Below are 24,625 nucleotides of genomic sequence, written 5' to 3'. Positions count from 1 at the left end.
GCCGCCGCGAGGCTCGGGCCGCGCACCGGCAGTGCAGCGAACCTAGGTACAGCGAACTGGAGTTGCCTATCCGTAGCGCCGAAACACGGGTACGCGCTTAATTCGCGGGGGAGCTACCCCGGCAGAACCGTCTCCGGGGCAGGGCTGCGGTCGAGACTCGTCCCCAGCCAACGGGGACGCCGCATCCTGCGCGGAGCGTGCGCCGGCTACTCGTCTTCTGCCGGCGGCGACGCCGGATCCTCTGGGGGAGTGGCGCCCCCGGCGACGTTGGCGACGGTCCTGGCGGCGTCGGCGAGCCCGCTGCCGCAACCGCCCGCACACGTGCCGGGCAGAGGGCGCGCGTTGTCCTTCATAGCCCTCTCGAGCTCGGCGGGCGTGAGCGCGGGCATGGCAGCCTTCAGCAGGGCGGCGAGGCCGGCGATGTGCGGGGCGGCCATGCTGGTGCCCTCGTAGAACGCGAAGGTCTCGGCGGCGGGCGCGTCGGCGCCGGAGTTCAGGGTGGACAGGATGCCGTCGAGGGCGGCGGGATTCCGGTTTGTCACACCGCCGGGCGCCGAGATGTCCACGGCATTGCCGAAGTTGGAGTATCCGGCCTTGTCGCCGGCGCGGTTGGTGGCAGCGACGGTGATGACGTTGTTGCAGCTGGCAGGGGAGGAACTGGCGGCATCGCTGTTTTCGTTGCCGGCGGCCACGACGACGGTGGTGCCGCGCTGGACGGCACTGTCGATGGCGCCCTGCGTAGCAGGGTCGCAGGCTCCCCCGCCGCCCAGACTCATGTTGATGACCTGTGCCGGGGTCCCGTTGGCGGGTACGCCGGCGACGGCTCCGCCGGAGGCCCAGGTGATGGCGTCGACGATGTCGGAGGTCGACCCGCCGCAGCGGCCCAGCACCCGCACCGGCTGCACCTTCGCGCCGTGTGCGACGCCCACGACACCCTTGCCGTTGTCGGCCACGGCGGCCACGGTGCCCGCCACGTGGGTGCCATGCCAAGAGGAGCGCGCCGCCGGCAAGGGCCTCCCCAGGGCGTCCTTGCAGTCACCTGCCTTGCTGGCGTCGCCCGGGTCGGAGGCGTCGTTGTCGCGGCCTCCGCCGTCCTTCGCCGTGAACGCGTCGGTGATGAAGTCGTACCCGGCGACGGTGTTGGCGGCCAGGTCGGAGTGCGGGGCGCTACCTGTGTCAAGGACCGCGATCGTCACCCCCCGGCCGGTGGACGTACGCCATGCGTCAGGCACATTCATGCCCGCTCGGGCCTCGGTCAGGTCCCACTGCTCGCCCAGGCGCGGGTCGTTGGGGTTGCTGGGTGAGGCGACGGCCGCGGCCCGCACCGTGCGGTCCGGGACGACGAACGCCACGTCCGGGTCGGCCCGGAACTGATCCATCACCTCGGCGACGTCCTTGGCCGGCTGTTCTCCACCCAGGTCCACCAGCACCGCGCCAGTGCCCAGACGGCGGTCGAACGACAGCTTCTCCTCGGCCTGCGCAGCCACCGCCTTGGTGTCCTGGCGTACCGCCGTGTCCGAACGCGCCCCGGGCGCCTTCGGCTTGTAGCCGACGATCAGAGCGTCGGACTGCCCAGCCGCCGGCGCGGCCTTCGGTGCCGCAGGCACGCTGGGAGCTGCCGAAGAAGACTCCTGCCCCGCTATGGCGTTGGCCACGGCCGCGCCGCCGAGAAGCGTGACGCCCAGGGCGGAGGCCACAAGTATTCGTCCGTGCCGAGTTTTTCGGTGTGTGCCGTTCACGTGGTTCCCTTTCGAGTCGACCGGATTCCGGTGATAGGCCGAAAGCCGGGTCGTGTGGGGGTGATGTCCCACCGGATCGACGACCGCCCAGTGGGACGCGGCTGGCTGCCCATGACGACCGTGGGGATGAACCGGCGACGGCACCGAGCGGGTTTGTGTTCGCACCCGGGCGGGATGGGTGCCGTGGGGCCGGTGCCGTTGCGATCGGAACCAGGCCGGTGCCTGCTGATTGAGCCACCAAATTGCGTAAGAGCGCGTCTCGGTTGTGTCGCAGCAGAGGTGTTGCCCCAGGTGGCGGTCCTGCGGAGGGTTTTCCGGTCCGGTCCGGACCGTCATGTTCTCGTGAGCCCGCCATGTCGTCGCTATGATCCTGCGCGGCCGTGGTCAGCGAATTCGTTCACGGTCGCTGGTGCGCACCCGGCCTTGCTGCGCTCGATGTTGACGAGCTGCACAACGCGAGCCACATCCTCGGGCACCGGGGCGGCGTTGGTCGCCCCGGGCTGGAAGGTGAAAGCGGCGAGGGTGACGGCACCGATCGCGGTGGTGGTCCTGGGGCCAACAACACCGCGAACTCGGAGAATCTGCACCAACCCGGCGAAACGAACCAGGCGAGTCAGTCAACACGCCCCGAAGAGTGATGGAATGCCCTCTTAGTTCGGCTTCTCCTTGAACGACACTGCCTCCCAGATTTGGTCCTTGCTTCCGTCGCACGATTTCTGGACGGCTGCCGTGCCAGCAGGCTCGACGCACTGGGTGGTGCTTCCCGCGTTGCCGAAGGTGCCCGACCAGGTGACGAACGCTGGTAGAGATCTTCGCCCGGCGCCCGGTTTCTCGACTGCCGTGACCGCGGCAGGCGGCGGATACTCGGTGAACGTCTGAGGCGACTTGGTATGCCTGCAAGGGCCGGGAACCCTTGCCGTGGCCACGGAACGGTGTCGCCAGGATGAGGAGGGCAATCCCGACGGTGGCGATCACGCAGCCGGCGACGGTGCACATGTGGGTTGGGGAGCCCGTGACCGGTGGCCACTACCCGGTACCGCGGTGCCGTGTGCCGGGTGGCGTCGCCGCCTCAGCGGCGCTCGCCCGGGCGTCGGCCATTGGGTCGCCACGTACGCTGAGCCGCCCCGCAGCAGGACCGGCCGGCAGTGCCGAGCCCAGTCGTTGGTTGATGTCGGTGAAGTCGATCAGCGCGCTGCGGCAGTGCGCGCACTGCGCGAGGTGCCGGTCGAGGTCCTTGTTCGGCCTGCGGCCGGTGCGGCGCACGACGGCCCCGAGCAGGGAGCCGTAGTGGCGGCACTCCTCGCTCACGGAGGCACTCTCGGCATGCGCGGCCAGGTAGGCCTCGCGCAGCCCTTCCCTGGCCCGGGACGCCAGCGAGCCGACACCGCTCGCGCCCACACCCAGCAGCGGGCCGACCTGTGTGGCGGGTTTCTCCTCGACGATGGTGTGCCATAAGACGGCCTGCCACCGCTCGGGTAGCGAGCTGAACGCGCGCAGGACAAGGCTGTTGTCCTCCAGGCGCAGTATCCGTTCCTCGCCGCTCTCCGTCTGGGGGGTGTCGGGCAGGTTGGCGAGCCAGTGTTCGAAGTCGGCTGAGAGCTCGGTACGGCGGGCCGTGCCCGCCCAGTCGACGGCGATGCGGCGGACGACGGTGCGCAGGTACGGGCGCCAGGCGGCTTCCGGACCGCCGCCGGACCGCACCGCCTGCAGCGTGCGGGCGAAGGCTTCCGAAACCAGGTCCTCGGCAGTGTGCGGATCACGGCAGCACTTACGAGCGTAGGAAAGAACCGCCGTACGGTGTCGCCGGTACAGCTCCTCCACTGGGGCGTCGGACGCTAACGCCCTGAGTACAGCGGTGAGTTCGGCGTCGGACTGGGAGACAGCGCTATCAACAGGCATGCGTCACCAAGGCCTTTCGAATAGGCGGAGTGGTTGGGGCACCAAGCCAGGTCGGCGGGCGTGTCCTTGGGCCGGCAGCCGGTGTTCACCAGGGCGATGGGTGCAGCGGCCAGGACAGCCACAAAGCGCGGGTGCGGAGGAGCGCGCATGACGGTTCTCTCCCGTGGCTGGTGTCGCTGCGGCGGCTGGATGGGGTGTGTTGCGGCCGGTGCCGTTGCGGCGGTCGGTGCGCACCGGAGCCGTGCGGAGGCTGCAGCCGGTGCATGCAGATTGAGCCATCGATCGCGTAACAGCGCGCATCAGTTTCGTCACGGTGGGGGCGTAGGGGCTGGTGGTGTTCCTACGGTGGCTTTCCGGTCCGGACCGGTCCGGACGCCGTTTGTGCTAGGGGGAGCTATGGGGAGTGTGGAGCCGTTACCGCGGCGGTTGTTCGCTGACCGGTTGGGTGAGCTGCTGGAGCTGACGGCGGATCTTCCGCTGAAGAGTGCCGTGGCCGAGGCCAACCGGCGGCGGCCGGCCGGCCGGGGCCGGCCGGTCTCGGGGCGCAGGGTCAGTGACTGGAAGCGCGGTCGGCATCTGCCCGATTCGGAGATTGCGTTCCTTGTACTGATTCGGGTGCTGGTCGAGCACTGCCGCGGTCGCCGGGTGCCTGAAGATGAGGTCAGTCCGGGGCTGCTGGATGAGGAGCAGTGGCGGCGGTGGCTGCGGGCCGCTCGCTCGTCCCCGCCCGATCCCGAGACCTTCACGGAGCAGTCGGCCGGGCAGGAAGAGCGGGCCGGGCAGACGTCCGCTTCCGGCCGGTGGGAGTCTGAGTGCCCGTATTTGGGTTTGGCGCCGTTCGGGCAGGAGCAGACGGAGGTGTTCTACGGGCGGGAGAAGCTGACCGCGCAGCTGGTGCACACCCTCGCCGACCGGTTGGACCGGCCCGGGATCTTGATAGTGAGCGGGGCCTCGGGCGCGGGCAAGTCCTCACTGGTGCGCGCCGGCCTGCTGCCCGCGCTCGCCGACGGCGCGCTCAGTGCGGAGTCGGCTCAGTGGCCGGTTGCGGTGATGCATCCCACCTCTCAGCCTCGCGATGAGCTGGCGCGGGCGCTGGCCAAGGTCGCCGGGCGTGATCCCGCAGGCATCCGTGCGGCCCTTGAGAGCGCCCCGGAGCGGGCGCACACGGTGGTGCGGGACGTGGTGGACGCCCACGCGGCCACCGCACAGACGACGGCGGGCAGCACAGGTGACCGGCTGGTGCTGGTGGTCGACCCGTTGGAGCAGCTGTTCACCCTCCCCGGCGCCCCCCAACCCGACTCCGGTCCCAGCTCCGGCCCCGGTTCCGTTGATTCGGCGGAGCGGCAGCGCGCGGATGTGATCGCGGCTCTGCACGCAGCGGCCACCTTGCCGTGCGGGCCGGACGGGGAGCCGGCCGCGTTGGTCATCGCGGTGATCCGCTCCGATTTCCTGCCCGCCTGCGCGGCCTACCCCGAGCTGGCCGAGGCGGCAACCGACGGACTGTTCCTGGTCGGGCCGATGACCGCGCCTCAAATGCGGCTGACCATCACCGGACCTGCCGAACGCGCGGGCCTGCAGATCGCGCCCTCCCTGGTCGACGCCATCCTCGCCGAACTGCCGGCCTCCTTAACCGACGGCGGGTACGAGGTGGGGGCGCTGCCGCTGCTGTCGGAGGCCATGCGCGTCACCTGGCAGCACCGCGAAGGCAACGAGCTGACCAGCCGCGGCTACGAGCTGTCCGGCGGTGTCGCCCACGCCATCCAGACCAGCGCCGAAGCCGTCTACAGCGACCTCACCCCCGCTCAGCAGGCCGCAGCCCGCCAAGTGTTCCTCCGCCTCACCAGGATCACCTCTGACGGGCAGGCCGTCCGCCGCCCCATGCCCTACCGGCACGACGACGCCGCCTCCGAGGTTCAGGACGTCGTGGAGGCCTTCGCCGCCCAACGCCTGATCGTGGTGGGCGAGAACACCGCGCAGATCACCCACGACACCCTGCTGCACGCCTGGGGACGCTTGCGCGGCTGGCTCGAGGACGACCCGGCCAACCGCGCCCTGTACAGCCAGCTGGCCGAGGACGCCGCCGACTGGGCCGGCAACCACCACGACGCCTCGTACCTCTACCGGGGACAACGCCTCACCGCGGTCACCAACGCCCGACAGCACTGGAACACCGACCCCGACCGCTACCCCACCCTCGCCCAGCAGGAAGAGGACTTCCTCGACGCAAGCGTCAAAGCCGAGACCCGCACCACCCGTCGACGACAAGCCTTCACCACAGCCCTCACCATCCTGCTCGTCCTCGCCATGGCCGCCGCCTCACTGGCCTACCGACAACGCGAAACCGCACTCACCGCCCAAGAACAGGCGCTGTCCAAGCAACTCGCCGCCCGGTCCGACGCGCTCATCGACACCAACCCCGACGTGGCTTCCCTACTGGCCGTCCACGCCTACCGGACCAGCGTCACCACCGAAGCAACCGCCAGCCTTTATGCGGCAGCAGAACTCCCCCTCCACCGCCGCCTCACCGGACACGAGGACATCGTGTTTTCGGTGGCGTTCAGTCGTGATGGGCGCACTATCGCGACCGCCAGCAAAGACGGCACGGCGCGGCTGTGGGACGCCACCACAGGCCGCACCCGCAAAACCCTCACCGGCCACAAGGACACCGTGTATCAGGTGGCGTTCAGCCCCGATGGGCGCACCCTCGCCACCAGCAGCGAAGACAAAACGGTACGGCTGTGGGACCTCACCACAGGCCGCACCCGTACCACCCTCACCGGCCACAAGGACACCGTGTTTTCAGTGGCGTTCAGCCCCGATGGGCGCACCCTCGCCACCAGCAGCGAAGACAAAACGGTACGGCTGTGGGACCTCACCACAGGCCGCACCCGCAAAACTCTCACCGGCCACAAGGACGCCGTAGGGTCGGTGGCGTTCAGCCCCGATGGGCGTACCCTCGCCACCGCCAGCAAGGACAGCACGGTGCGGTTGTGGGACACCACCACCGGCCTCACCCGCACCACCCTCACCAGCCACAAAGATTGGGTGAATTATGTGGCGTTCAGCCCCGATGGGCGCACCGTCGCCACCGCCAGCTTCGACGACACGGTGCGGTTGTGGGACACCATCACCGGCCTCACCCGCACCACCCTCACCAGCAACACAGACCTGAGGTGGGTGGCGTTCAGCCCCGATGGGCGCACTCTCGCCACCGCCGGCGAAGACGGCACGGCGCGGCTGTGGGACGCCACCACGGGCCGCACCCGCAAAACCCTCACCGGCCACAAGGACACCGTGTATTCGGTGGCGTTCAGCCCCGATGGGCGCACTCTCGCCACCGCCAGCGAAGACGGCACGGCGCGGCTGTGGGACACTGCTGAACGCACCCGTAGCACCCTCACCGGCCACAAGGACGCCGTGGGGTCGGTGGCGTTCAGCCCCGATGGGCGCACCCTCGCTACCGCCAGCGCCGACGGCACGGCCCGGTTGTGGGACGCCACCACGGGCCGCACCCGCAAAACCCTCACCGGCCACAAGGACACCGTGTATTCGGTGGTGTTCAGCCCCGATGGGGGCACCCTCGCTACCGCCAGCTCAGATGAAACGGTGCGGTTGTGGGAGGCCACCACCGGCCGCATCCGTAGCACCCTCACCGGCCACAAAGGCGCCGTGGGGGCGGTGGTGTTCAGCCCCGATGGGCGCACGCTCGCTACCGCCGGCGAAGACGGCACGGTGCGGTTGTGGGACGCCACCGGCCGCATCCGTAGCACCCTCACCGGCCACAAGGACGCTGTCTGGTCGGTGGCGTTCAGCCCCGATGGGCGCACCCTCGCTACCGCCAGCTCAGATGAAACGGTGCGGTTGTGGGACGCCACCACCGGCCGCACCCGCACCACCTTCACCGGCCACAACGCCTGGGTGAATATGGTGGCGTTCAGCCCCGATGGGCGCACCCTCGCTACCGCCAGCGAAGACAACACGGCCCGACTGTGGGACGCCACCACCGGCCGCACCCGCACCACCCTCACCAGCCACACAGACGCCGTGAATTCTGTGGCGTTCAGCCCCGATGGGCACACTCTCGCCACCGCCAGCTTCGACGGCACGGCGCGGTTGTGGGACACCACCACGGGCCGCACCCGCACCACCCTCATCGACCACACAGACGCTGTCTGGTCGGTGGCGTTCAGCCCCGATGGGCGCACCCTCGCCACCAGCAGCGAAGACGGCACGGCGCGGCTGTGGAATGCAGACATGCCTGACCAGGCCGAAGCGATCCGAAGGATCTGCCAGGTCGTTGGCCGAGATCTCACCGCGAAAGAACGCTCCGAGTACCTTGCCGGACAGTCGCCTGGCCGGGTGTGCCCCTCCTGAGCCCTGCCGGAACGTGCAGACGGTATTCGCCTTCAGCTTGTCCTACCTTCCAAGCGTGGGTCACAGGCGATCATTCGTAGGATCGTCGGCCCAGGGGTTCTGGAGTGCTGTTGGACGACGAGCTGGCGGAGGTGACTGTGCCCGAGATCTGGGCCGGGGTGGATATCGGCAAGGAACACCACCACTGCCTTGTGATCGACGCGCACGGCGAACGCCTGCTGTCGCGCCAGGTCCTGAACGACGAGCCCGCGCTGCTGGAGCTGATCGGCGACGTACTCGCACTCTCGGAGGACGCGTTGTGGGCGGTGGACATCAACCACGGCGGTGCCGCCCTCCTCATCGGCCTGCTGCTCGGCCACGACCAGCCGATGGTCTGCCTCCGGCCTCGCCGTTCACCAGGCTTCGGCCGCCTACCGCGGCCAAGGCAAGACGAACGCCAAGGACGCCTTCGTCATCGTCGACCAGGCCCGCATGCGCAAGGACTTCGGCGTGCTTCGGCCCGGTGATGAGATAGCCGTCTACCTCAAGATATTGGTCTCGGCGTACCGACCTCGTCAATGACCGCACCCGCCAGATCAACCGGCTTCGCGAGCAACTCCTGGAGACCCTGCCCGGCGTTGGAGCGGGCCCTCAGTCTGACGAATAAGGGGCCGGCCTGGTTTCACGAGCCGCTCGGCGCCCAGGACCGGGCCCATGCCGGGCAGGGATTCGATGATCTCAGCACGTTCGTCCGTGCGGAATGTCTCGCGGATCTCCCGGTCGTTCTCCTTGATGCGCTCGTCAAGGGACAGAAGCTGACGGGCGAGGTCGCGAACCAGCTGACCTGCACGTCCCTCACCTGGGAGCTCGGCCTCCACTGCCTTGGCCGCGACGGCGGCAGCACCGTAAAACCCGCGCTGTTCAAGCCGGGCGGCCAGCCGCTTCTCGCCGGTCCTGCGGATCGCCGCGGGCGTCTGGTATTCCGTCAGCAGGATGACGGGCCCCTTGGGCCCCGGAGCGTCTGGCCCTCGCCGCGGTAGGCACCGGACATCCGGTTCACCGTGCGACCGGGGACATAGACGACTTGCTGGCCACGTGCGATGAGCAAGGCCAGAAGGAGTGTGGAAGCCCGGCCGGAGATGTCCACGGCCCAGCGCACTTCGAAACCCGGTTCGCAGGCGACCGAGATGGGCTGGAGGATCTCGTTTTCGTCGTTGAACACTTTGCGGGAGAAGAGCGCCTGGCCAATCCGTCGACGGCAACCGCTCAGTGATTGTCGACGACGGCTGAAAAGTGGACCAGTAGCGACGCTTGAAAGTTGACCCCCTCCAAGGGTCTGGCTCGTTGAGTCAGACCGGGAGGATGGGTGATCAGCGTGGAGGATTGGGCGGAGATCCGCCGGCTTCACCGGACCGAGCAGATGCCGGTGCGAGCGATCGCGAGGAAGCTGGGGATCTCAAGAAACACCGTCCGTAGGGCCATCGCGGACGATGCGCCGCCGAAGTACCAGCGGGCGCCGAAGGGCTCGATCGTGGACGCCGTCGAGCCGAAAGTCCGTGAACTGCTCGAGCAGTGGCCGGAGATGCCCGCGACGGTGATCGCAGAACGGATCGGCTGGGACCGTGGCCTGACCGTACTCAAGGAACGGATCCGGGAACTGCGGCCGGCCTATCGGCCCGTCGATCCGGCGTCGCGGACCGTCTATGAGGCGGGCGAGATCGGCCAATGCGACCTGTGGTTCCCACCGGCCGAGATCCCGCTCGGTTTCGGGCAGACCGGGCATCCGCCGGTGCTGGTGATCGTGGCCGCTTACTCACGGTGGATCACCGCGAGGATGCTGCCGTCGAGGAACGGGGCCGACCTGATCGCCGGGCACTGGCGGCTGCTGACCGAGCTCGGCGCCGGCCCGCGGGTGCTGGTCTGGGACAACGAGGGCGCCGTCGGATCGTGGCGGTCTGGTGGTCCTCAACTCACCGACGACTTCTCTGCGTTCGCCGGGCTGCTGGGCATCAAGTTCGTCCTCTGCAAGCCCCGCGACCCGGAGTCGAAGGGCCTGGTCGAGCGGGCGAACGGTTATCTGGAAACCTCGTTCCTGCCCGGCCGGGTGTTCTCCTCGCCTGCGGACTTCAACATCCAGCTGGCCGACTGGCTTGCCAAGGCCAACCGGCGCATCCATCGGACCTTGCAGGCCCGCCCGACGGACCGGATCGACGCCGACCGCTCAAGGATGCTCTCGCTTCCGCCGATCGCGCCGCCGGGTGCTGAGACAACGCGCTCGCCGAGTCGTTCTTCGCCACCAGTTGCTCGACACCACCGCCTGGCCCAGCCGGGCCGCAGCCCGCACAGCGATCTTCGACTTCATCGAAGGCTGGTACAACCTGCACCGGCTGCACAGCAGCCTCGGCTACCTCAGTCCCGCCGACTACGAGGCCGCTCTCGCGGCCTGAACACCACACCGATGGTGTCCGTCAAAGCGGAACAAGCCCAAAGGCTACTGGGCGAGGTGGCGCTGTAGATCGATGTGTCGGAACTGATAGACCGCCCCGGCCTGCCGCAGTACGCCGCGGCGTTCGTGAGCATCTTGTAGAAACGTCATCAGGTCGAGAGGGATCTCGCGGCGTAGCTTGAGATAGATTCTGGCCACCTCGAAGTACGGCCAGGCAGTCTGTAAGAGTCCGGCCATTGGCCCGATCACGATCCAGCAGCCGAGCCCGGATACTAAGCCACCGACAATGCCGGTCCCGAATCCGGTCCCGAAGATATTCCGACCACGAGTGCGGCACGAACCCGAGGGCAAGGCCGAGCATAATGAAGGCGCGGCGGTCCGAGGCGAGAAGCGCGATGGGTTGAGTCGCGGTGGTCAGGCGAGGCGCCTGCGTTCCGAGTGCGTTGACGAGCCCGAGGCCGATCCCGAAGATGAGTGTGTTCGCGATCCCGATCGCCAGTCTGCCGTGAGGCCACCCATGAGTCCGGCCCCGATTCCGGACATGCCTCCGGCCGCGAGCCCGGCTGCCAAAGTGTTGAGGAATCTGCCGGTCGACCAGCGGAGCCGGAGACTACCCTCGGATGGGGGCACGTTTGGTGATTCCGCCCAACACGGCGCGCGCTCCAGACCTCTAGGCACGATCTAGAGGATTACAGAGGCGCCAACTCCACCCTGCCTGTGAACCGGCCACCCACTTGATCGGCGAGCCAATGGACGCGGGCGATCTGGTCGCCGTTCCGGTTCTGGACGTGCACGTGGACGGTGTGATCCTGCACCGGCTCGTCCTGGTAGAGGTCCCGGGAATTCACTGTCAGCGTGAGGTACGCGTACTTCTGCGAGATCGCCTCCAGTCCCGCTTCGGGAACCGCAGGCCATGCGTCCAGATCCCACCGAACAGCCGCGGGATCTGGCCCCATAGCGGCGATGAAGGGCTCGGCGCGGTCCAGCGGACGACCCCAGTCGAACACTTGGATCGGCAGACAGTCTGCAGGGTCGTTGCCGACCTCTGACGAACCGTGCTCCTTGCCAGCCGACGCCCACCATTCGAGGTCGGGCAGTACCTGACGTACTGGCGTCAGGACATGCGGCGACCTGATCACGGCTTCGAAGTCGACCTCCCCCTGACCGATGTCTGCCATGCCCAGCAAAGTACGCACCGCACGTATCGCTTCAGGTAGGTCGGCGGTTGTGAGGACAGCAGCCGCAGCAGAGTTACTCATCCCGGAACCATAAGACGGCACTCACAGACCGGCCCGAGCGGGTTCTGACCTGCCTCGCATTTGGCAGGACCGGAGCCATATTGCAAGCGACGCTGCGGTGACGGTGCCGAGGAAGACGTAACCGCGCTTGTCGTACCGCGTGGCCACCGCTCGAAACGGCTTGAGTCGGTTGATCGCTCGTTCCACGGAATTGCGTCTCCTGTAACGCTCTTCGTCAAAGCCGGGTGGCCGTCCGCCGCGTGAGCCTTTGCGCAGACGGGCGGTTTTCCTGTCGGTCTTCTCCGGGATCGTGTGCCGAGCGAGCTCACGCATCGCACCGGACCGAGCCGTGGAAGGCGCACCGTACCCTGCCGCAGCGTAGCGACGCGATGCGCTCAGATCGCCATCGCTTCTTGGATCCATCGCTTGACCCGGTACGGAAGCCACCAGGCGATCTCACCCACGGTGAGTACCAGGTGTTCCCCCACGAAGTCCTCGAGGACGTTCTTGGGAACGGTCGATGCCACGGTGCCGTAGTCCAGGGCGGCGATCGCATCGTGGTAGTGCGGTTCGTCGGACGTGAAGCGCCGCAGGTCGCCCCAGCGGCGATCGCGGATCTGGATGAAGCCGGGGCCCTGGCGCCACAGGCACTTGCACAAGTAGTGACTGTGCCGCCAGAACAGCAGCTGCTCGTCCGCCTGGTCGGGGCCGTCCACTGCCTGAGGCGGCTGGAGGTGGCTTAGGAGTTTCCAGGTCTCCTCGTCCTCGCGGTCGAGCCGCAGCCGCCATTCGACCAGAATGGCACGCGCGGTGAGATCCCGTACGAGGCTGAGGCCCCGCACTGCCTGCCGGGCGGCGTCTTCTGTGGCGTTGGCCGTGGGGGTGAGATCGATGGCGTCGGGCATGACGATGCGCCGGGCGCCGAGGTTCCACAGCCGCTCGCTCGCCTGCCCGATGGGGCCGGGAAGTGAGACTTCGCCGAGGAACATACCGGTCAATGTGCTGGCATGCGGGTCGTAGTCACGCCAGGCGGTGACGGTCGGCGGTTGAGCGTCATCGGTGCGGGTCGGACGGAGTGCGGTGCTCACGGGGCCTCCTGACGGGTGGTCGTGGTCAGGCCATCAGAGACGGCTGTGCCTGTTGGGCCGCGGTGGTGGCGCTGTCTCCGGGCGGGCTCGTGGACGGCTCGAACACCTCCGCCGTGTGCAGGTGGCGCATGAAGTCGAGTCGCAGCAGATCCTCGTTGACCGCGGCCGGGGCGAGGTGCACGTACTGGCCGCTGTCCGTGAAGAGCAGGCCCAGTGCGGTCCACCGGTCCAGGACGATCTGGACCTCATCCTGGCCGGGCGCTTCACCGGACAGTCGCGCGGCCGCCTTGCGGGTGAGGGCGGCCGGCGCGTGCGGCTGGTCGAGAAGGCGGAAGAGCACGATCTCGACGGGGGAGGTCAGTTCCATGGTGCGCCAGCTGAACGCCCGTCGTCGGCTGACCAGCACGATGCGATCGCCCAGGTCGACATGGGTGAGGCGAGCGTCGACGTGGTGCTTTTTCCAGCCGGCGAGCGCCTCGTTGAGCGCGGTGACAGTGGATTCGTCGATGCCGCGTGCGGGGGCCTCGAACACATAAGCCAGGTCGTAGAGTTCCTCTTCGGGCAGGTCGTAGGTGAAGCGATAGTGCGCCTCGGGCCTCAGGCCGTCGAAGCCGAGTTCGGGCCGGTTGAAGTAGGGACTGAACCGTTCGATGGCGATGCGGGCCGACATGTCGACCGGGGGATCGAGGTGTTCCAGCGCCGGGATCTGCTCGATGATGGGGGCGTAGTCCTCAGTGCTCTCACCGGGGAAGCCGTGCAGGTAATTCCAGGACACCGACAGACCGGTCTCCGCGCCGTCGCGGAGCATCCGGACGTTCTGGCAGCCGCTGACCCCCTTGTCCATCAGGTCGAGCACCCGGTTGTTGAGACTCTCGATCCCTGGCTGGACGTAGATGAGCCCCGCCTCCGAAAGCGTGCGGAGCTGAGATCTGCGCATGTTCGCCTTGATCTCGATGTGCAGGCGCAAGTCGTAACCGCTCTCGATGATCCGCGGCAGTACGGTGTTGAGGTACCCCATGTCGAGGATGTTGTCGACGACGTACATGTCCAGCACCCGGTGCCGCTCGGCGAGCTCCATGATCTCGTCGTAGAACACCTCGGGGCTCTTACTGCGGAACTGCATGAACGACCCGTTGAGCCCACAGAACGTGCAGTGATGCTTCTCGCCCCACCAGCACCCACGCGCACCCTCGACCACCAGCTTGGGCTCGACCCAGTTGCGGGCGACGGAGGACGCGAGGCATTCGAAGTAGCCGCTGTAGTCGGGCGGGAGAATGTGGGCCGGGGGCAACGGAGCCGTGGCCATGGCATTGACGATGCTCGCTCCGTCCGCTCCCCGATGGCAGAGGCCTGGGATGGCGGAAAGGTCGCTCTGCCTCTCGGCAAGGGCGTTCACCAACTGGGGAAAGGCCGTTTCGCCCTCACCGCGGATCACGAAGTCGACGAACGGGAAGTTGCGGTGTACCGCCGCTCCCTGCTCCGCGTCGCAGTTGGCGCCACCCATAACGGTCACGATGTGCGGTGCCAGCCGCTTGACATGTTTGGCGGCGGCCAGCGCGGCAGTGTTCTGCTGGAAGGTGGAGGTGAAGCCGACCACGTCGGGCGCATACGCCACTATGCGGCGTGCGACGTCCTCGACGAACTGCGGTACTTGACGGTGCAGCGCCTGAGTCATCTTCATGCGTGACTTGCGCAGCCGGCCGCTCATCACCTCGGTGAACTCCTCCTCCTTCCAGCCCGGGTCGTCGTAGAGGGCCGAGGAGAACACCCAGTCGCCGCAGCCCATGAAGTAGGAAGAGAGGGCGTAGTACTCGTAGTCGTCGGCGGTGAACTCGGTGCGGTGAGTGATCCAGTCGGTGAACTCCAGGTTGGCGTGCAGCACCTCGGCGCGGGCATCGGCGACGCGTTCGTCGACACTGCGCTTGAGGATGCCGAGGGCAAGGGAGGGCAGGTCGATCGGGGACCACGGCATATTGACCAACAGAACGCGCACAGAGTCTCCTTGACGGGATGAACGCAACCCGCGCGAGGCGGGTTGCCGGCTTCGGTGAGGGCACCGGCCGGCCCGGCGTCGAGCCGGGCCGGCCGGTGTCGTTCAGTCCTCTTCGGTGTCCTCGGCGTTGCGGAACGGGATCGTGATGGTGATCCCGACGCTCGGCTTGCGGTTTTCCTCGTCACCCGCGAGCGGGTCGTTGTTGATGACGTCCTTCTGCACGGCGTGCCTCCTCTCCGTTGTGCGGTCCGTGGTGCCTGTCCCGGCGGCAGCGGCAGGTTGCTCTGCGGCCGGGATCCCGCTCCGGTCGGAGCGGGACGTCTCAGCGTTCACCGTGCTGCGGGCGGGGCCGGTGAGAGCCGGTCGGTCCGGCGCCCGCGCAGTTCCCGGTCCAGAAAGGTGATGGCTCGGCGCAGTACCGCGACGTGGTCGTGTCCGACGTAGCCGTCGTGCCCGGTGTCGAGCCACATGTCCTCGTAGCGTGCCCCCGCGCACTCAAGTGCCGACAGATAGCCGCGCACCTGCCCCGGCGGGCACTTCTCGTCGCGCTCGGCGGCCACGAGAAGCAGGGGCGCCCGCACCCGCGAGACGTAGTGGATGGGAGAGCTGCGTGCGTACATGTCCGGTATGTCGTCGGGGTTGCCGCCGAACAGCCGCTCATCGAGGGCCTGGAGGGCCGGGGTGCTGGTGCGGTAGGCCGCGGCACAGTCGGCGATGGGCTTGACCGCGACGGCCGCCTGCCATAGGCCGGGGTCGATCCCGAGCGCGAGGAGGGTGAGGTAGCCGCCCCACGAAGTGCCCCACAAGGCGGTCGCGTCGGGGCGCACCAGCGAGCGACGTACCAGGTCGGCGCGCACGGCGGCGAGGTCCTGTACCTGAGTGAGCCCCACGCCGGCCGAATAGGCGCGCCGCCAGTGCGGACCGTAGCCGGTGGAGCCGCGGTAGTTGACCCGCGCGACCGCGAACCCCGACCCCACCAGGGAGTGAACCACGCCGTCGTAGGCGTCGCGATCGTGATCTGCCGGGCCGCCGTGCACGAGGAAGACGACCGGCGCCGGTAGGACGTCGTCAGGCAGGCTCAGGAGGGTATGGACCGGGCCGTCGGGTCCGGGAGTCCACAGATCCCGATGCTGCCCGGGTACCCTCTGCGCGACCGTTCCCAATGGAGGCAGGTGTGTGCCCGCCGTCGACTGCATACGCGGAGGTTCGGCGGTGGTGGACCACAGATAGTGGACATCGCCGTCCGGCCGAGCTGCAGCGGCCAGGAGGCTGCCTGGAGGCGTCGCAACCGGGGCCACCTTGCAGGCCTCAAGGTCGGCACGGTGAAGCAGAGTGCGGCCGTGGCGGTCCTGTCGGATCAGTACCTGGGCACGGTCGGGATACCAGGAGGCGGTGATCTCCGTGTCGAAGGAACACCAGTCGTAGGCGAAGAAACCGGTTTCGGACCGCCAGCCGGCGAGCCGGTAGCGGCCCTGGTGCTCCTGCACGAGCAGCAGCTCCTCGCGGTCCGCCATGGGGGAGAAGCCGCGTGCCCACAGGTGCGCGGTTCGAGAGCCCCGCAGAACGGCCCGGATCCGCCCGCTGGGTGACATGACGGTGACCGCGCGGTCGGAGCCGGCTGACCCGGCGACCGCCAGATTGGCTCCGCTCGGTGAGATTCCGGCGAGGGACACCATGCCGTAGAGGTGCGTCACCTGCCGGGCGTGGCCGCCTCTCCGGCCTATGTGGACAGTGGTTCCCCTGCTCGTGCCCATCGCCATGGCCACGGTTGCCCGGTCGTCAAGGCCGATGCCGCGGGGTACACCCGGCTCCACGCCTTCCAGTCCGGGGATGTCGGGTCCTCCTGCGAACGGCTGGAAGAGCCAGCGTCCGAGACCGTCCGCGTCCTCGTCGAACCACCAGATGTGGCCGTCGCGGTCGATGGCGTTGTGCAGGGTGCCGTGGGGTCGGTCGGTGACCTGGCGGGCGACCCCGGAGACGGCGTCCCAGGTGAACACCTCGCACCGACCGTCGGCGTCGGCCGTGAAGGCCATGCGGGAGGCGTCAGTGGCGCACACCTCCGGCAGCTCGCTGCGGTACGTCTGGTAGCGGGTAGCGCGGCGTAACGTCGTGTCGTGAGTGGTGACGCGTGACGCGCTCGCCGGTCGAGGCTCGGTCATCGGTCAGCCCCCGTCTTCAGATGTCTGCCACGGGCGGTGGTGAGCAGGGCCAGCAGGGTGAGGGAGACGCCACAGGCCAACGGAGTGGCGGAAGCGCCGGAGTGGGTGACGAGCACACCCGCCACTACCGGCGCCAGGGCTGCTCCTGCGATGTTCACGATGGCGATGGCGGCCCCTGCTCTGGCTTGTAGGTGGGGCGGGGTGTCGGCGATGGCCGCGGACTGCACGACCACCGTCGCCGGTGCGAGGATCAGGCACAACGCCGCGAAACAGATGCCATACCCCCATGCACCGGCCATGAAGGCGACCGCCGAGGCCGGCACCACTGTCAGCCAGGTGACTCCCACCAGCGTTCTCGTGCCGCCCAGGCGTCGCACCACGGCCGGGGCCGTAAAGGCGCCGACGAGTCCTGCTGCGCCGGACAGTGCGAGCACCAACCCCATGGCGGCGGGCCCGCTGTTGCGCTGGAGGGAGAACAAAACGGTGAAGTACAGCGCGGCCAGAGCGGTGTTGACCGTTGTCGTCCACACGAGCACGAGGCGCAGGCGGGACGACGACCACACCAGCGCGATGCCAGCGGCCGCCTCCTGGGCGAATGCCCTCCCGTGGCGTGCGGGCGTACGGCTCCTCGGACCCGGTACGTCCGTCCCTGTGTGCTCGGAGCCGGGCGAGGGCTCGTCGGCGCGCAGGTCCGATCGCATGCAGCGAACACACACGGCCGTCACGAGATAGGAGACGGCATCGGCGGCGAAGGGCAGGGCGCGGGAGACCTGGTACAGCACTCCACCAAGTGCCGGACCGATCACGAGCGCCGCACGGTCACCGGCCTCCAGACCCGTGACCGTCCGCACCACGGCCTCCGGCCCGCTCACCAGCGCGACAGTGCCCCGGACCGCCGACTCGAAGCAGGCGGTCGCCACGCGCTCCACCAGCAGCGCCGACACCAGCAGCCCGAGCGGCGGGCGGACGGTCGACGCGGACACCGCCACAACTGCCATGGCAGCGGCCGCGAGAGCGGCAGAGGCGACCATGACCGGTTTGCGTAGACCACGGTCCGCCGCGACTGCGACGACCGGCCCGCACACAAGGACCACCAGCATGCTGATGCCCGCGAGAAGTCCCACGGTCGTCGGCGAGTGGCCCAGGTGCAGAAGCAACAGGGGAAAGGCGACGGTCGAGAGCTGTGTGCCGAGTGCGTCGGAGGCATTGGCCGACCACAGCAGCCGGACATCGCCGGACCTTGGACCACCAACGATGTCCCGTGTGTGCCGGGCAGACCGGGACGCTGAAGCGTGTAAGTCGTCGGCGCTGGAAGCGCCGGCCCCCGAAGCTCCGTTCACACGCTGCCCCCTTGAGTCGCTTCAGGCGAACGGCACCGTCGTGCAGGCACATCACGAACGCCGAAGTGTGCAGAAAATGTGCAGGAGATGAAACCAAACGGAGCTTAACCACGTCGAAATAAGGGGTGCAAGGGTCCCGGCCACCGCGGAATCGGCCACCTGCGACCCCGTCGAACACCGCAGTGACACGGTAAACAGGCCGATGCCTACGTGCGTCGGGCCATGGAAGAGTGCGCAATGGCGGCGACTCCTTCACTCCGCTTCGCGTCGGCTCACCCCCCGTGCAGCGGTGGACCGGGTGACGGCCCGGACGGCCGAGCCGTCATCGGGACTGCGGCAATCACCCCTGGTGCCGCCTCCCTGCCCATCTCTCACCGACTGTCAGAAGTTCAGTTCCGCAAACACCGCGAGTATTGTGCGACCGCCGCGGGCGCAGACCCATGCGAATCCCACATGGGCAGGGTGTCCGCCCCTGACGCCTGTGGCTGCGGTTGGCCAGAAGTGACCGCTTCTGCCCGCATACGCTCGTACCGTCGGCCCCACAACGACGCAAGTGCGTATCTCTTGCCCGCTAATTTTGGGGCTGGCGCCTGTCATCGTTTGACGTGGCCTCGGACGGCGAGGACGGCCGGGCCCAGCAGGGTGGCCGAGGCGCGGCGGCTCCTGGTGAGTACGGAGATGCCGCGGCGGACATCGCCATCGCCGCAGGATTGAGATCAAAAGCGCGACGAGCTGGCGCCATCCGGATGCGCCACGTGGGCAGGAGAGGTCACATGGGACGGTTGCTGGTACCGGTTGGTGACGCGGTCGGACCAGGCCCAACAACACATCCAATCAGGGCTTGATGAGTGCGTTTCGCAGGGCATCGAGCATGTTGTTCCGGAAGGCGGTCATCGAGGGCGCTTTGCCGTCGAACAGAGCGTCGGCGCCGTGATACATGCCGGGTTCGACGCGCAGTTCGGACTCGACGCCGGCCTCGCGCAAGCGACGGGCATAGTCCATGTCCTCCGGGCAGAACAGGTCGAGATCGCCGACGCCTATCCACGCGGGTGGGAGACCGGTGAGGTTCGCACGGCGTGCGGCGGCGGTGTAGGGGCGGTCGTCCCGTTCCTGGGGCGGGCGGCCGAGGTAAGCGGTCCAGGCGAAGCGGTTGGACGTCGGCGTCCAGGTGTAGATGGTTCGCTTGTGGGGTTCTGCACGCAGGACGGTGCGATCGTCGAGCATCGGGTAGACCAGCAACTGGAAGCGGACCGGGAGGCCGGTGTCGTGAGCGCGCTGAGCCAGGGCGGCAGCCATTCCGCCGCCGGCGCTATCGCCGCCGACGGCGATTCTGGCGGGGTCGATGCCGAGCTTGATGGCGTTGGCGTGCAGCCAGCGCAGGGCGCGGTAGCAGTCGTCGAGACCGGCGGGGTAGGGGTTTTCAGGCGCGAGGCGGTAGTCGACGCTGACGACGAGCGCGCCAAGTTCGTCGGCGACGCGGCTGCACCACGCGTGGCCTTGCCGCACGGTGCCCATGACGGTTCCTCCGCCGTGCATCCACAGCAGTGCTCCGCTCGGCTCAGCGTGCGGCTGGCGGGGGTCCGGCGAGCGCGCGGCGGGGAGGGAGGTTCCAGCGGGCGGCGCCGAGGTTGTCCGAGCAGTGGGCATAGAAGCTGCGGACGGCGGAGACGGCGCGGCCGCCGGAGGCGGCCGCCATCGGGCTGCCGTCGAGGTTGGTCAGGCACCCCGCCCAGTCCTGGATGTGCGGGGTCTCGAAGTGCCAGACGAGATCGCCGATGTAGGTGAACCAGTTCTGGCGCCAGGCGGACGGGGCGTCGATCCCGGCGAGCAGCAGGCCGTAGCGGTATCTGGTGTCGTCGTCCCAGGCGCGGCCGCGGACTTCCTGGCCGTCGGGCCAGATGTAAGCCCCGGCGAGCCATCCGGCCAGGACCGCGTACGGGTCGGGGGCCTCAGCAGCAGAGCTCATCGGCACACTCTATGAACTTTACGGAACAGACCAGCCACCGTCTCCAAAAGACAGGAGGTGGCCGAGCTCCGTACGGAAGGTGCGGGACGGCGCCGCGCCCCGCCCACCGACGGCACTTGGCTGGGGTAGCGGTCTGTTCCGTAAAGTTCAAAGGGCTGGCACGGCGACGCCGCGGCCCGAGCCCCGCCGAGGCAGTGGTCACCGCGGCGATCGAGACCGTCGATAAGGCCGAGCGGCATCTGCGCTCCACTGACATCGTCCACCAGCTGCGAGTCACCGACGGCTACCTGGTCACCCGGCGCATCTGCGCGCCGTGGCCACCACATGGCCTGACAAGGAGATCGACTTCCTGTCCATCCATCTGCACATGGAGATCTGGGACGGGACGGACTGTGGGCCACGGCTCGCACGCCGCCTGGCTCGCCACGCCCGCGTCCGCTACTACTCGTCTCCCACCCTGGGGGGCTTGCTTGAAGGGCCTGGCATCCTCCGCACGGGCTGGGCCCGGGTACGTGGCATCCGCCTGGAGAGCATGATCATGGCTCCGCAGGACTTTCTCCGCTCGAAACGGCGCGATCAACGGCCGACAGAACCGCCCACCCAAAGTCGGCCGCCGGGAACGTCCACGGTGTAGGAGGCGGCGGTCGAGCTCCACGACCAGATCGTCATCGCCAAGCAGGGCGGATGGGCCCGCACTCCAAGTCCCCGCCGGTACCCGGAGATCGTCGAACAGTGGGAGGACAACGCCCCGATCGGGGGCCATCAACTGCCCTGCTACTTGGGCAGGATGAGCGGCATGACCTTCACGTGGAAGATTCCGCGAGCGACGCGGACGCCGACGTAGGGGCCTATGCGGCCCGGAGCCTCACCACTGCTCGGCCAGCCTGAGCACCAGGACCAGCACCGCTGACGCCAGCACGAACAGGACCCAGGCCGCGATCCACGGCCGGCGTCCGTTCACCAGGTGTCCGACGGCCCCGGTGATCTCGACGGCGGCGCCGATCAGCCCCAGAACGCCGATGACCGCCGCGGTCCAGTATGCCCAGGCGTGCTCGCCGAGGTACCTCAGCAGCAGGACGGCCGGCAGCACGAGCACGGCCGGCCAGGTGTCGGCGCTGCCCGGAGTCCGGCGCCGTTCTGTCTGGGCTGCTGGAGATTCCACGGTGTCCCCCTGTATCCGCGATCAAGGTCCGGCGCCCTGGAGGACGTCGGACCTTGATCGCGGGTTGCCCGCTGGCGTTGTCTTCGCTTCGCAGGCGCGCTGGCAGAGGCGGCGCCTTTTCCGGAGCCATCCCCGCCCGTCCGTTTAACCCTGGGTTTATGGCTAGTCACTTTCCTGCCGGGCGTTGGGCGTTCACGGCACGAGCCGGCTGAGGACGGCCGAGGCGAGTGCCGCGTCGAGTGCTCCGACACCAGTGAGGTCGGCGACCGTGACCGCCGTGTCCGGCCGGTCGAGGGGGCCCCTGAGCAGCAGGCCGGCCGCGATGTCGCTGTCCTCGGCGGCGGCCCCGGCGCGGACGGCGTGGCCGAAGTCGCCGTGGTCGAGGCACTGGGCGTGGTCGTCGGTTGCGATGAGCCGTGCGCGATGAAAGAGCGCGGGTGGCAGCTCGTTCTTGTGCGGCATGTCCGTGCCGATGCCGGTCACGTGTGCGCCCTCGCGCACCTGGTCGGCATCCAGGACGGGTGCTGTCGCCGGGGTCGTAGTGATGATCATGTCGGCGGTTGCTGCCTCTTGTGCCGAAGCGGGCCGGGCGTGCAGGCCGCCGTGTGCGTTGAGCTCGTCGCACAGGGCGGTGGCGTTGTGCTGGTTGCGGCCATGGACCAGCACCTTGCTGACCGGGCGGAGTTTGGCAAGCCAGGTGGCCTGGAGGCGGGCCTGTTCGCCGGTGCCGAAGACGGCCAGCGCGACGGCGCCGGGCCGGGCCATGGCATGGGTTATCAGCGCGCCCGCGGCGGCGGTGCGCCAGGCAGTCAGCAGACCACGGTCGTCGAGGAGCGCGCGCACCTGTCCGGTGCGGGCGCTGACGACGCACACCAGGCCGTGGTTGGACGGAAGGCCGAGCCCGGGGTTGCCGTAGAAGCCGGTCGCGATCTTGACGGTGAAGTCGGTGGCGCCGGTGATCCAGCCGGCTTTCACGTGGCAGTCCCCGTCGGCTTCGGGGAAGTCGAGGTGCAGCGGCGGCGGCACGCTGGTGCGGCCTTCGGCGTGAGCGATCAGCGCGTCACGGACGGTGTCGAGGACCAACTGCGAGGTGGCGGCCTTCTTGATGGCGGCCGTGTCGAACATGGGGAGGGTCATCGGCGTGCTCGCATCCACTGGGCGAAGGCGGCCAGGCCTTCTTCCGGGTTGCGACGGCCGATGCCGATGCGGAACCGGTCGGCGGGGGTGGGGGTGAGTTCGGAGCGGTAGATGCTCGCGGGCAGCAGCAGGACGCCGGCTTCCTCCACCAGGCGGGTGCAGAATTCCTCCACTCCGTCGGCGCCGAGGTAGCGGGGGTAGGCGACGCATCCGCCGTCCGGCGCCTGCCACGCGAAGTCGTCTGCGAACTCGGCGAAGAACGCCTCGAAAGCCGGCAGATTGGCCGCGATCCGGGCCCGGTTGCGGTCCAGGATCGTCCCGCGGGCCTTCAGCGCGATGCGGGCCAGGACCTCGCTGGGCGCGGAGTTGCAGATGGTGGTGTAGTGCTTGGCTCGCTCCAGGCGCGAGAGCAGCGCGCGGTCGCGGCAGGTGATCCAGCCGATGCGCAGCCCGGGCAGTCCCAGGGACTTGGAGGTGACGTTCAAGGACAGTGCGCGCTCGGACAGATCGGCGGCTTGCGGCAGGATGCGGGCCGGGTCGCGCTCGAGGCCGCGGTAGACCTCGTCGCTGAACAGGTGGATGCCGCGCTCGTCGCACAGACGGGCCAGGGCGGTGAAGTCGGCGGCGTCGATGATCTTGCCGGTGGGGTTGTTGGGGAAGTTCACCGAGATGACCCGGGTGTTCGGCCGGATCGCCGCCGCCACCTCGTCGAGGTCCAGGCCCCAGTCCCGGTTCGGATCGAGGGCCACGCCGGTGACCTCGCACAGGGCGAGCGGTACGGTCTCGGCGGCCTGGTAGTTCGGGGTCACCACCACCGCGTGGTCGCCTGCGCCGAGCAGGACGTTCATCGCCAGGTAGAGGGCTTCCTCGGCGCCCGCGAAGCAGATGACGTCGTCCGCGTCGGCGTGCTCATACGTCTGGGCGATCACCTCGCGCAGCACCGCGTCGCCGAAGGTTTCGGTGTAGCCCAGGGACAAGTTCTCGAAGGCGTCGCGGTCTTTGTCGCCTGCCAGCCCGAGCAGCTCGCTGAGTGTCATGGTCTGGACGTCGGAGGCGGTCAGGTGGTGGCGGGCGGTGAACTCCCAGCGGGAGAAGTATGTTTCCAGGCGGAAGTCGGGCAGTCGTGTCATGGTGGGTCAGTCCTTTGCGCTTGGTGCTCTGAGCTCGGCCAGCAGGCCGTAGACGGTGGACCGGGACACCCGCAGGGCGCCGGCGACGACGGGGGCGGCGCGGCGCACCGCAAACACCCGGGCCTCATCCAGCCGGGCGAGGACGGCCAAGCGGTCCTGGCGGGTCAGGCGTTCGACGGGGCGGCCCGTTTCGCGGACATAAGCGCCGATCACGTGCCCGATACGTTCGGACCAGTCCTGCTCGAACAACGGCTCGGGGCGCTGCACGGTCGGTGCACCGAACGCCGACAGGACGGCAGCGGCCTGTTCCAGCGGCGTGCGGTCGAGATTGATGCACAGCACCGCCGACGGCCGATCCCGCGCATCCCGCAGGACCGCGCTCACCGAAGACAGCCGGCGGCCGTCCGCGAGCAGCTTCTCGTACGGCCCGTACACATCCCGCGCCGACGGATCGAGCTCGTCCAGTTCGCCGAGGAGTGAAGGATCCCCCGGGCCGCGGGAGGCCATCGGGTTCCAGATCTCCAGCACCCGGTCGGTTTCCGGATCATGCAGGACGACCTCTGCGTACGGGCCTAGCAACAGCGCGACGGCCTGGCACACCGGCGCCCACATCTGCACACGAGGGTCACGACCCTCTTCCACATTCCCCATGATTGGACTGTACGTCCAGATTGGACAGAAAGTCCACAGAGAGATGTAGGTAGTGGCAAGGCGCCCTCGCTAGGGGGCGGTCGCGGAAACCTACGGATTCACCGCGACGGAGCCTCCCGGCGCCGATTCGGCCCCCGCGATGGCCTCGTGTGTTCGATCGAGCATGATCACCGCCGCCGGGGCGAGGAGTACGCATGCGCGCCTGCTCACGCGGGCCAGCAGGTGGGTGCTCGGGGTGCAAGGGCCTGGGTGGCGGGGTGCTTCCACCAGCGCAGGAGATACCGGATTTTGCTGGGTTCCTGCCCGGTGGTAGCGGCGATCTCC

General features: G+C 68.5%; 15 protein-coding genes and 4 pseudogenes. 5 read left to right on the top strand and 14 right to left on the bottom strand.

The window, feature by feature from the left end; all coding sequences use genetic code 11:
• Positions 1-206: 206 nt before the first annotated feature.
• The gene (locus OG741_RS00585; RefSeq protein ID WP_405593982.1) at positions 207-1,697 is read right to left on the bottom strand and encodes a S8 family serine peptidase; all 1,491 of its coding nucleotides are present in this window, start codon (positions 1,695-1,697) and stop codon (positions 207-209) included.
• Positions 1,698-2,119: 422 nt separating this feature from the next.
• Between OG741_RS00585 and OG741_RS00580 the strand changes: the two genes are divergently transcribed.
• Entirely contained in the window at positions 2,120-2,377 is a 258-nt protein-coding gene (locus tag OG741_RS00580; protein WP_405593980.1) for a hypothetical protein, read from the top strand.
• Positions 2,378-2,765: 388 nt separating this feature from the next.
• Here OG741_RS00580 and OG741_RS00575 read toward each other — a convergent pair whose 3' ends face one another.
• The gene (locus OG741_RS00575) at positions 2,766-3,638 is read right to left on the bottom strand and encodes an RNA polymerase sigma factor (RefSeq protein ID WP_405593977.1); all 873 of its coding nucleotides are present in this window, start codon (positions 3,636-3,638) and stop codon (positions 2,766-2,768) included.
• Positions 3,639-4,079: 441 nt separating this feature from the next.
• On the opposite strand from OG741_RS00575, the gene OG741_RS00570 reads away from it, so the two are divergent.
• The gene (locus OG741_RS00570) at positions 4,080-8,012 is read left to right on the top strand and encodes an AAA family ATPase (RefSeq protein ID WP_405593975.1); all 3,933 of its coding nucleotides are present in this window, start codon (positions 4,080-4,082) and stop codon (positions 8,010-8,012) included.
• Between the two features lie 104 nt (positions 8,013-8,116).
• Positions 8,117-8,573, top strand: a pseudogene (locus OG741_RS00565) (IS110 family transposase).
• A 17-nt stretch (positions 8,574-8,590) separates the two neighbouring features.
• Here the strand turns inward: OG741_RS00565 and OG741_RS00560 are convergent.
• Positions 8,591-9,261 (bottom strand): annotated as a pseudogene (locus OG741_RS00560) (transposase); the annotation flags it as partial.
• A gap of 96 nt (positions 9,262-9,357) precedes the next feature.
• On the opposite strand from OG741_RS00560, the pseudogene istA reads away from it, so the two are divergent.
• Positions 9,358-10,245: pseudogene (istA, locus tag OG741_RS00555) on the top strand (IS21 family transposase); the annotation flags it as partial.
• A gap of 67 nt (positions 10,246-10,312) precedes the next feature.
• Positions 10,313-10,438, top strand: a pseudogene (locus OG741_RS00550) (IS3 family transposase); the annotation flags it as partial.
• 688 nt (positions 10,439-11,126) lie between these two features.
• On the opposite strand, the gene OG741_RS00545 reads toward OG741_RS00550, so the two are convergent.
• The 11 genes from OG741_RS00545 to OG741_RS00495 all read right to left on the bottom strand — a co-directional run bounded on the left by OG741_RS00545 (position 11,127) and on the right by OG741_RS00495 (position 24,301).
• Complete coding sequence (locus OG741_RS00545; RefSeq protein ID WP_405593973.1) at positions 11,127-11,696, bottom strand: hypothetical protein; 570 nt, start codon at positions 11,694-11,696, stop codon at positions 11,127-11,129.
• A 374-nt stretch (positions 11,697-12,070) separates the two neighbouring features.
• A complete protein-coding gene (locus OG741_RS00540) occupies positions 12,071-12,763 on the bottom strand; it encodes a DUF5825 family protein (RefSeq protein ID WP_405593971.1) in 693 nt (230 codons plus the stop codon).
• Between the two features lie 25 nt (positions 12,764-12,788).
• Positions 12,789-14,756, bottom strand: a complete 1,968-nt coding sequence (locus OG741_RS00535; RefSeq protein WP_405593969.1) for a RiPP maturation radical SAM C-methyltransferase — start codon at positions 14,754-14,756, stop codon at positions 12,789-12,791.
• Positions 14,757-15,085: 329 nt separating this feature from the next.
• Positions 15,086-16,915 (bottom strand): alpha/beta fold hydrolase, encoded by a 1,830-nt coding sequence (locus OG741_RS00530; RefSeq protein ID WP_405593967.1) that lies wholly within the window; start codon positions 16,913-16,915, stop codon positions 15,086-15,088.
• On the bottom strand, positions 16,912-18,255 hold the full coding sequence (locus tag OG741_RS00525; RefSeq protein ID WP_405593964.1) for an MFS transporter: 1,344 nt from the start codon (positions 18,253-18,255) through the stop codon (positions 16,912-16,914). The genes OG741_RS00530 and OG741_RS00525 overlap by 4 nt, the downstream gene beginning before the upstream one ends.
• Positions 18,256-19,089: 834 nt before the next feature.
• Positions 19,090-19,902: an alpha/beta hydrolase gene (locus OG741_RS00520; protein WP_405593961.1), complete on the bottom strand. Its 813-nt coding sequence runs from the start codon at positions 19,900-19,902 to the stop codon at positions 19,090-19,092.
• On the bottom strand, positions 19,814-20,221 hold the full coding sequence (locus OG741_RS00515; RefSeq protein WP_405593959.1) for a hypothetical protein: 408 nt from the start codon (positions 20,219-20,221) through the stop codon (positions 19,814-19,816). Before OG741_RS00515 ends, OG741_RS00520 begins: the two co-directional genes overlap by 89 nt.
• A gap of 865 nt (positions 20,222-21,086) precedes the next feature.
• Entirely contained in the window at positions 21,087-21,383 is a 297-nt protein-coding gene (locus OG741_RS00510) for a hypothetical protein (RefSeq protein ID WP_405593957.1), read from the bottom strand.
• Between the two features lie 192 nt (positions 21,384-21,575).
• Entirely contained in the window at positions 21,576-22,520 is a 945-nt protein-coding gene (locus OG741_RS00505; protein ID WP_405593954.1) for an ornithine cyclodeaminase family protein, read from the bottom strand.
• Positions 22,517-23,650 carry an aminotransferase class I/II-fold pyridoxal phosphate-dependent enzyme gene (locus OG741_RS00500; RefSeq protein WP_405593952.1) on the bottom strand — a complete coding sequence of 378 codons (1,134 nt, stop codon included), beginning with the start codon at positions 23,648-23,650 and terminating at the stop codon, positions 22,517-22,519. The genes OG741_RS00505 and OG741_RS00500 overlap by 4 nt, the downstream gene beginning before the upstream one ends.
• Before the next feature lie 6 nt (positions 23,651-23,656).
• A complete protein-coding gene (locus OG741_RS00495) occupies positions 23,657-24,301 on the bottom strand; it encodes a transcriptional regulator (RefSeq protein ID WP_405593950.1) in 645 nt (214 codons plus the stop codon).
• Positions 24,302-24,625 lie beyond the last annotated feature (324 nt).

Origin of the sequence: Streptomyces sp. NBC_01410 (assembly GCF_045040195.1) — a bacterium.
In the GTDB taxonomy this organism is placed as follows: Bacteria; Actinomycetota; Actinomycetes; order Streptomycetales; family Streptomycetaceae; genus Streptomyces.
This window is presented reverse-complemented; position numbering and strand designations above follow the sequence as displayed.

Coding starts and splice junctions, on each gene's coding strand:
- OG741_RS00575 (WP_405593977.1), bottom strand. CDS start 3,638: ATGCCTGTTGATAGCGCTGTCTCCCAGTCCGACGCCGAACTCACCGCT.
- OG741_RS00545 (WP_405593973.1), bottom strand. CDS start 11,696: ATGAGTAACTCTGCTGCGGCTGCTGTCCTCACAACCGCCGACCTACCT.
- OG741_RS00530 (WP_405593967.1), bottom strand. CDS start 16,915: ATGACCGAGCCTCGACCGGCGAGCGCGTCACGCGTCACCACTCACGAC.
- OG741_RS00520 (WP_405593961.1), bottom strand. CDS start 19,902: ATGCCCACTGCTCGGACAACCTCGGCGCCGCCCGCTGGAACCTCCCTC.
- OG741_RS00515 (WP_405593959.1), bottom strand. CDS start 20,221: ATGAGCTCTGCTGCTGAGGCCCCCGACCCGTACGCGGTCCTGGCCGGA.
- OG741_RS00505 (WP_405593954.1), bottom strand. CDS start 22,520: ATGACCCTCCCCATGTTCGACACGGCCGCCATCAAGAAGGCCGCCACC.
- OG741_RS00500 (WP_405593952.1), bottom strand. CDS start 23,650: ATGACACGACTGCCCGACTTCCGCCTGGAAACATACTTCTCCCGCTGG.
- OG741_RS00495 (WP_405593950.1), bottom strand. CDS start 24,301: ATGGGGAATGTGGAAGAGGGTCGTGACCCTCGTGTGCAGATGTGGGCG.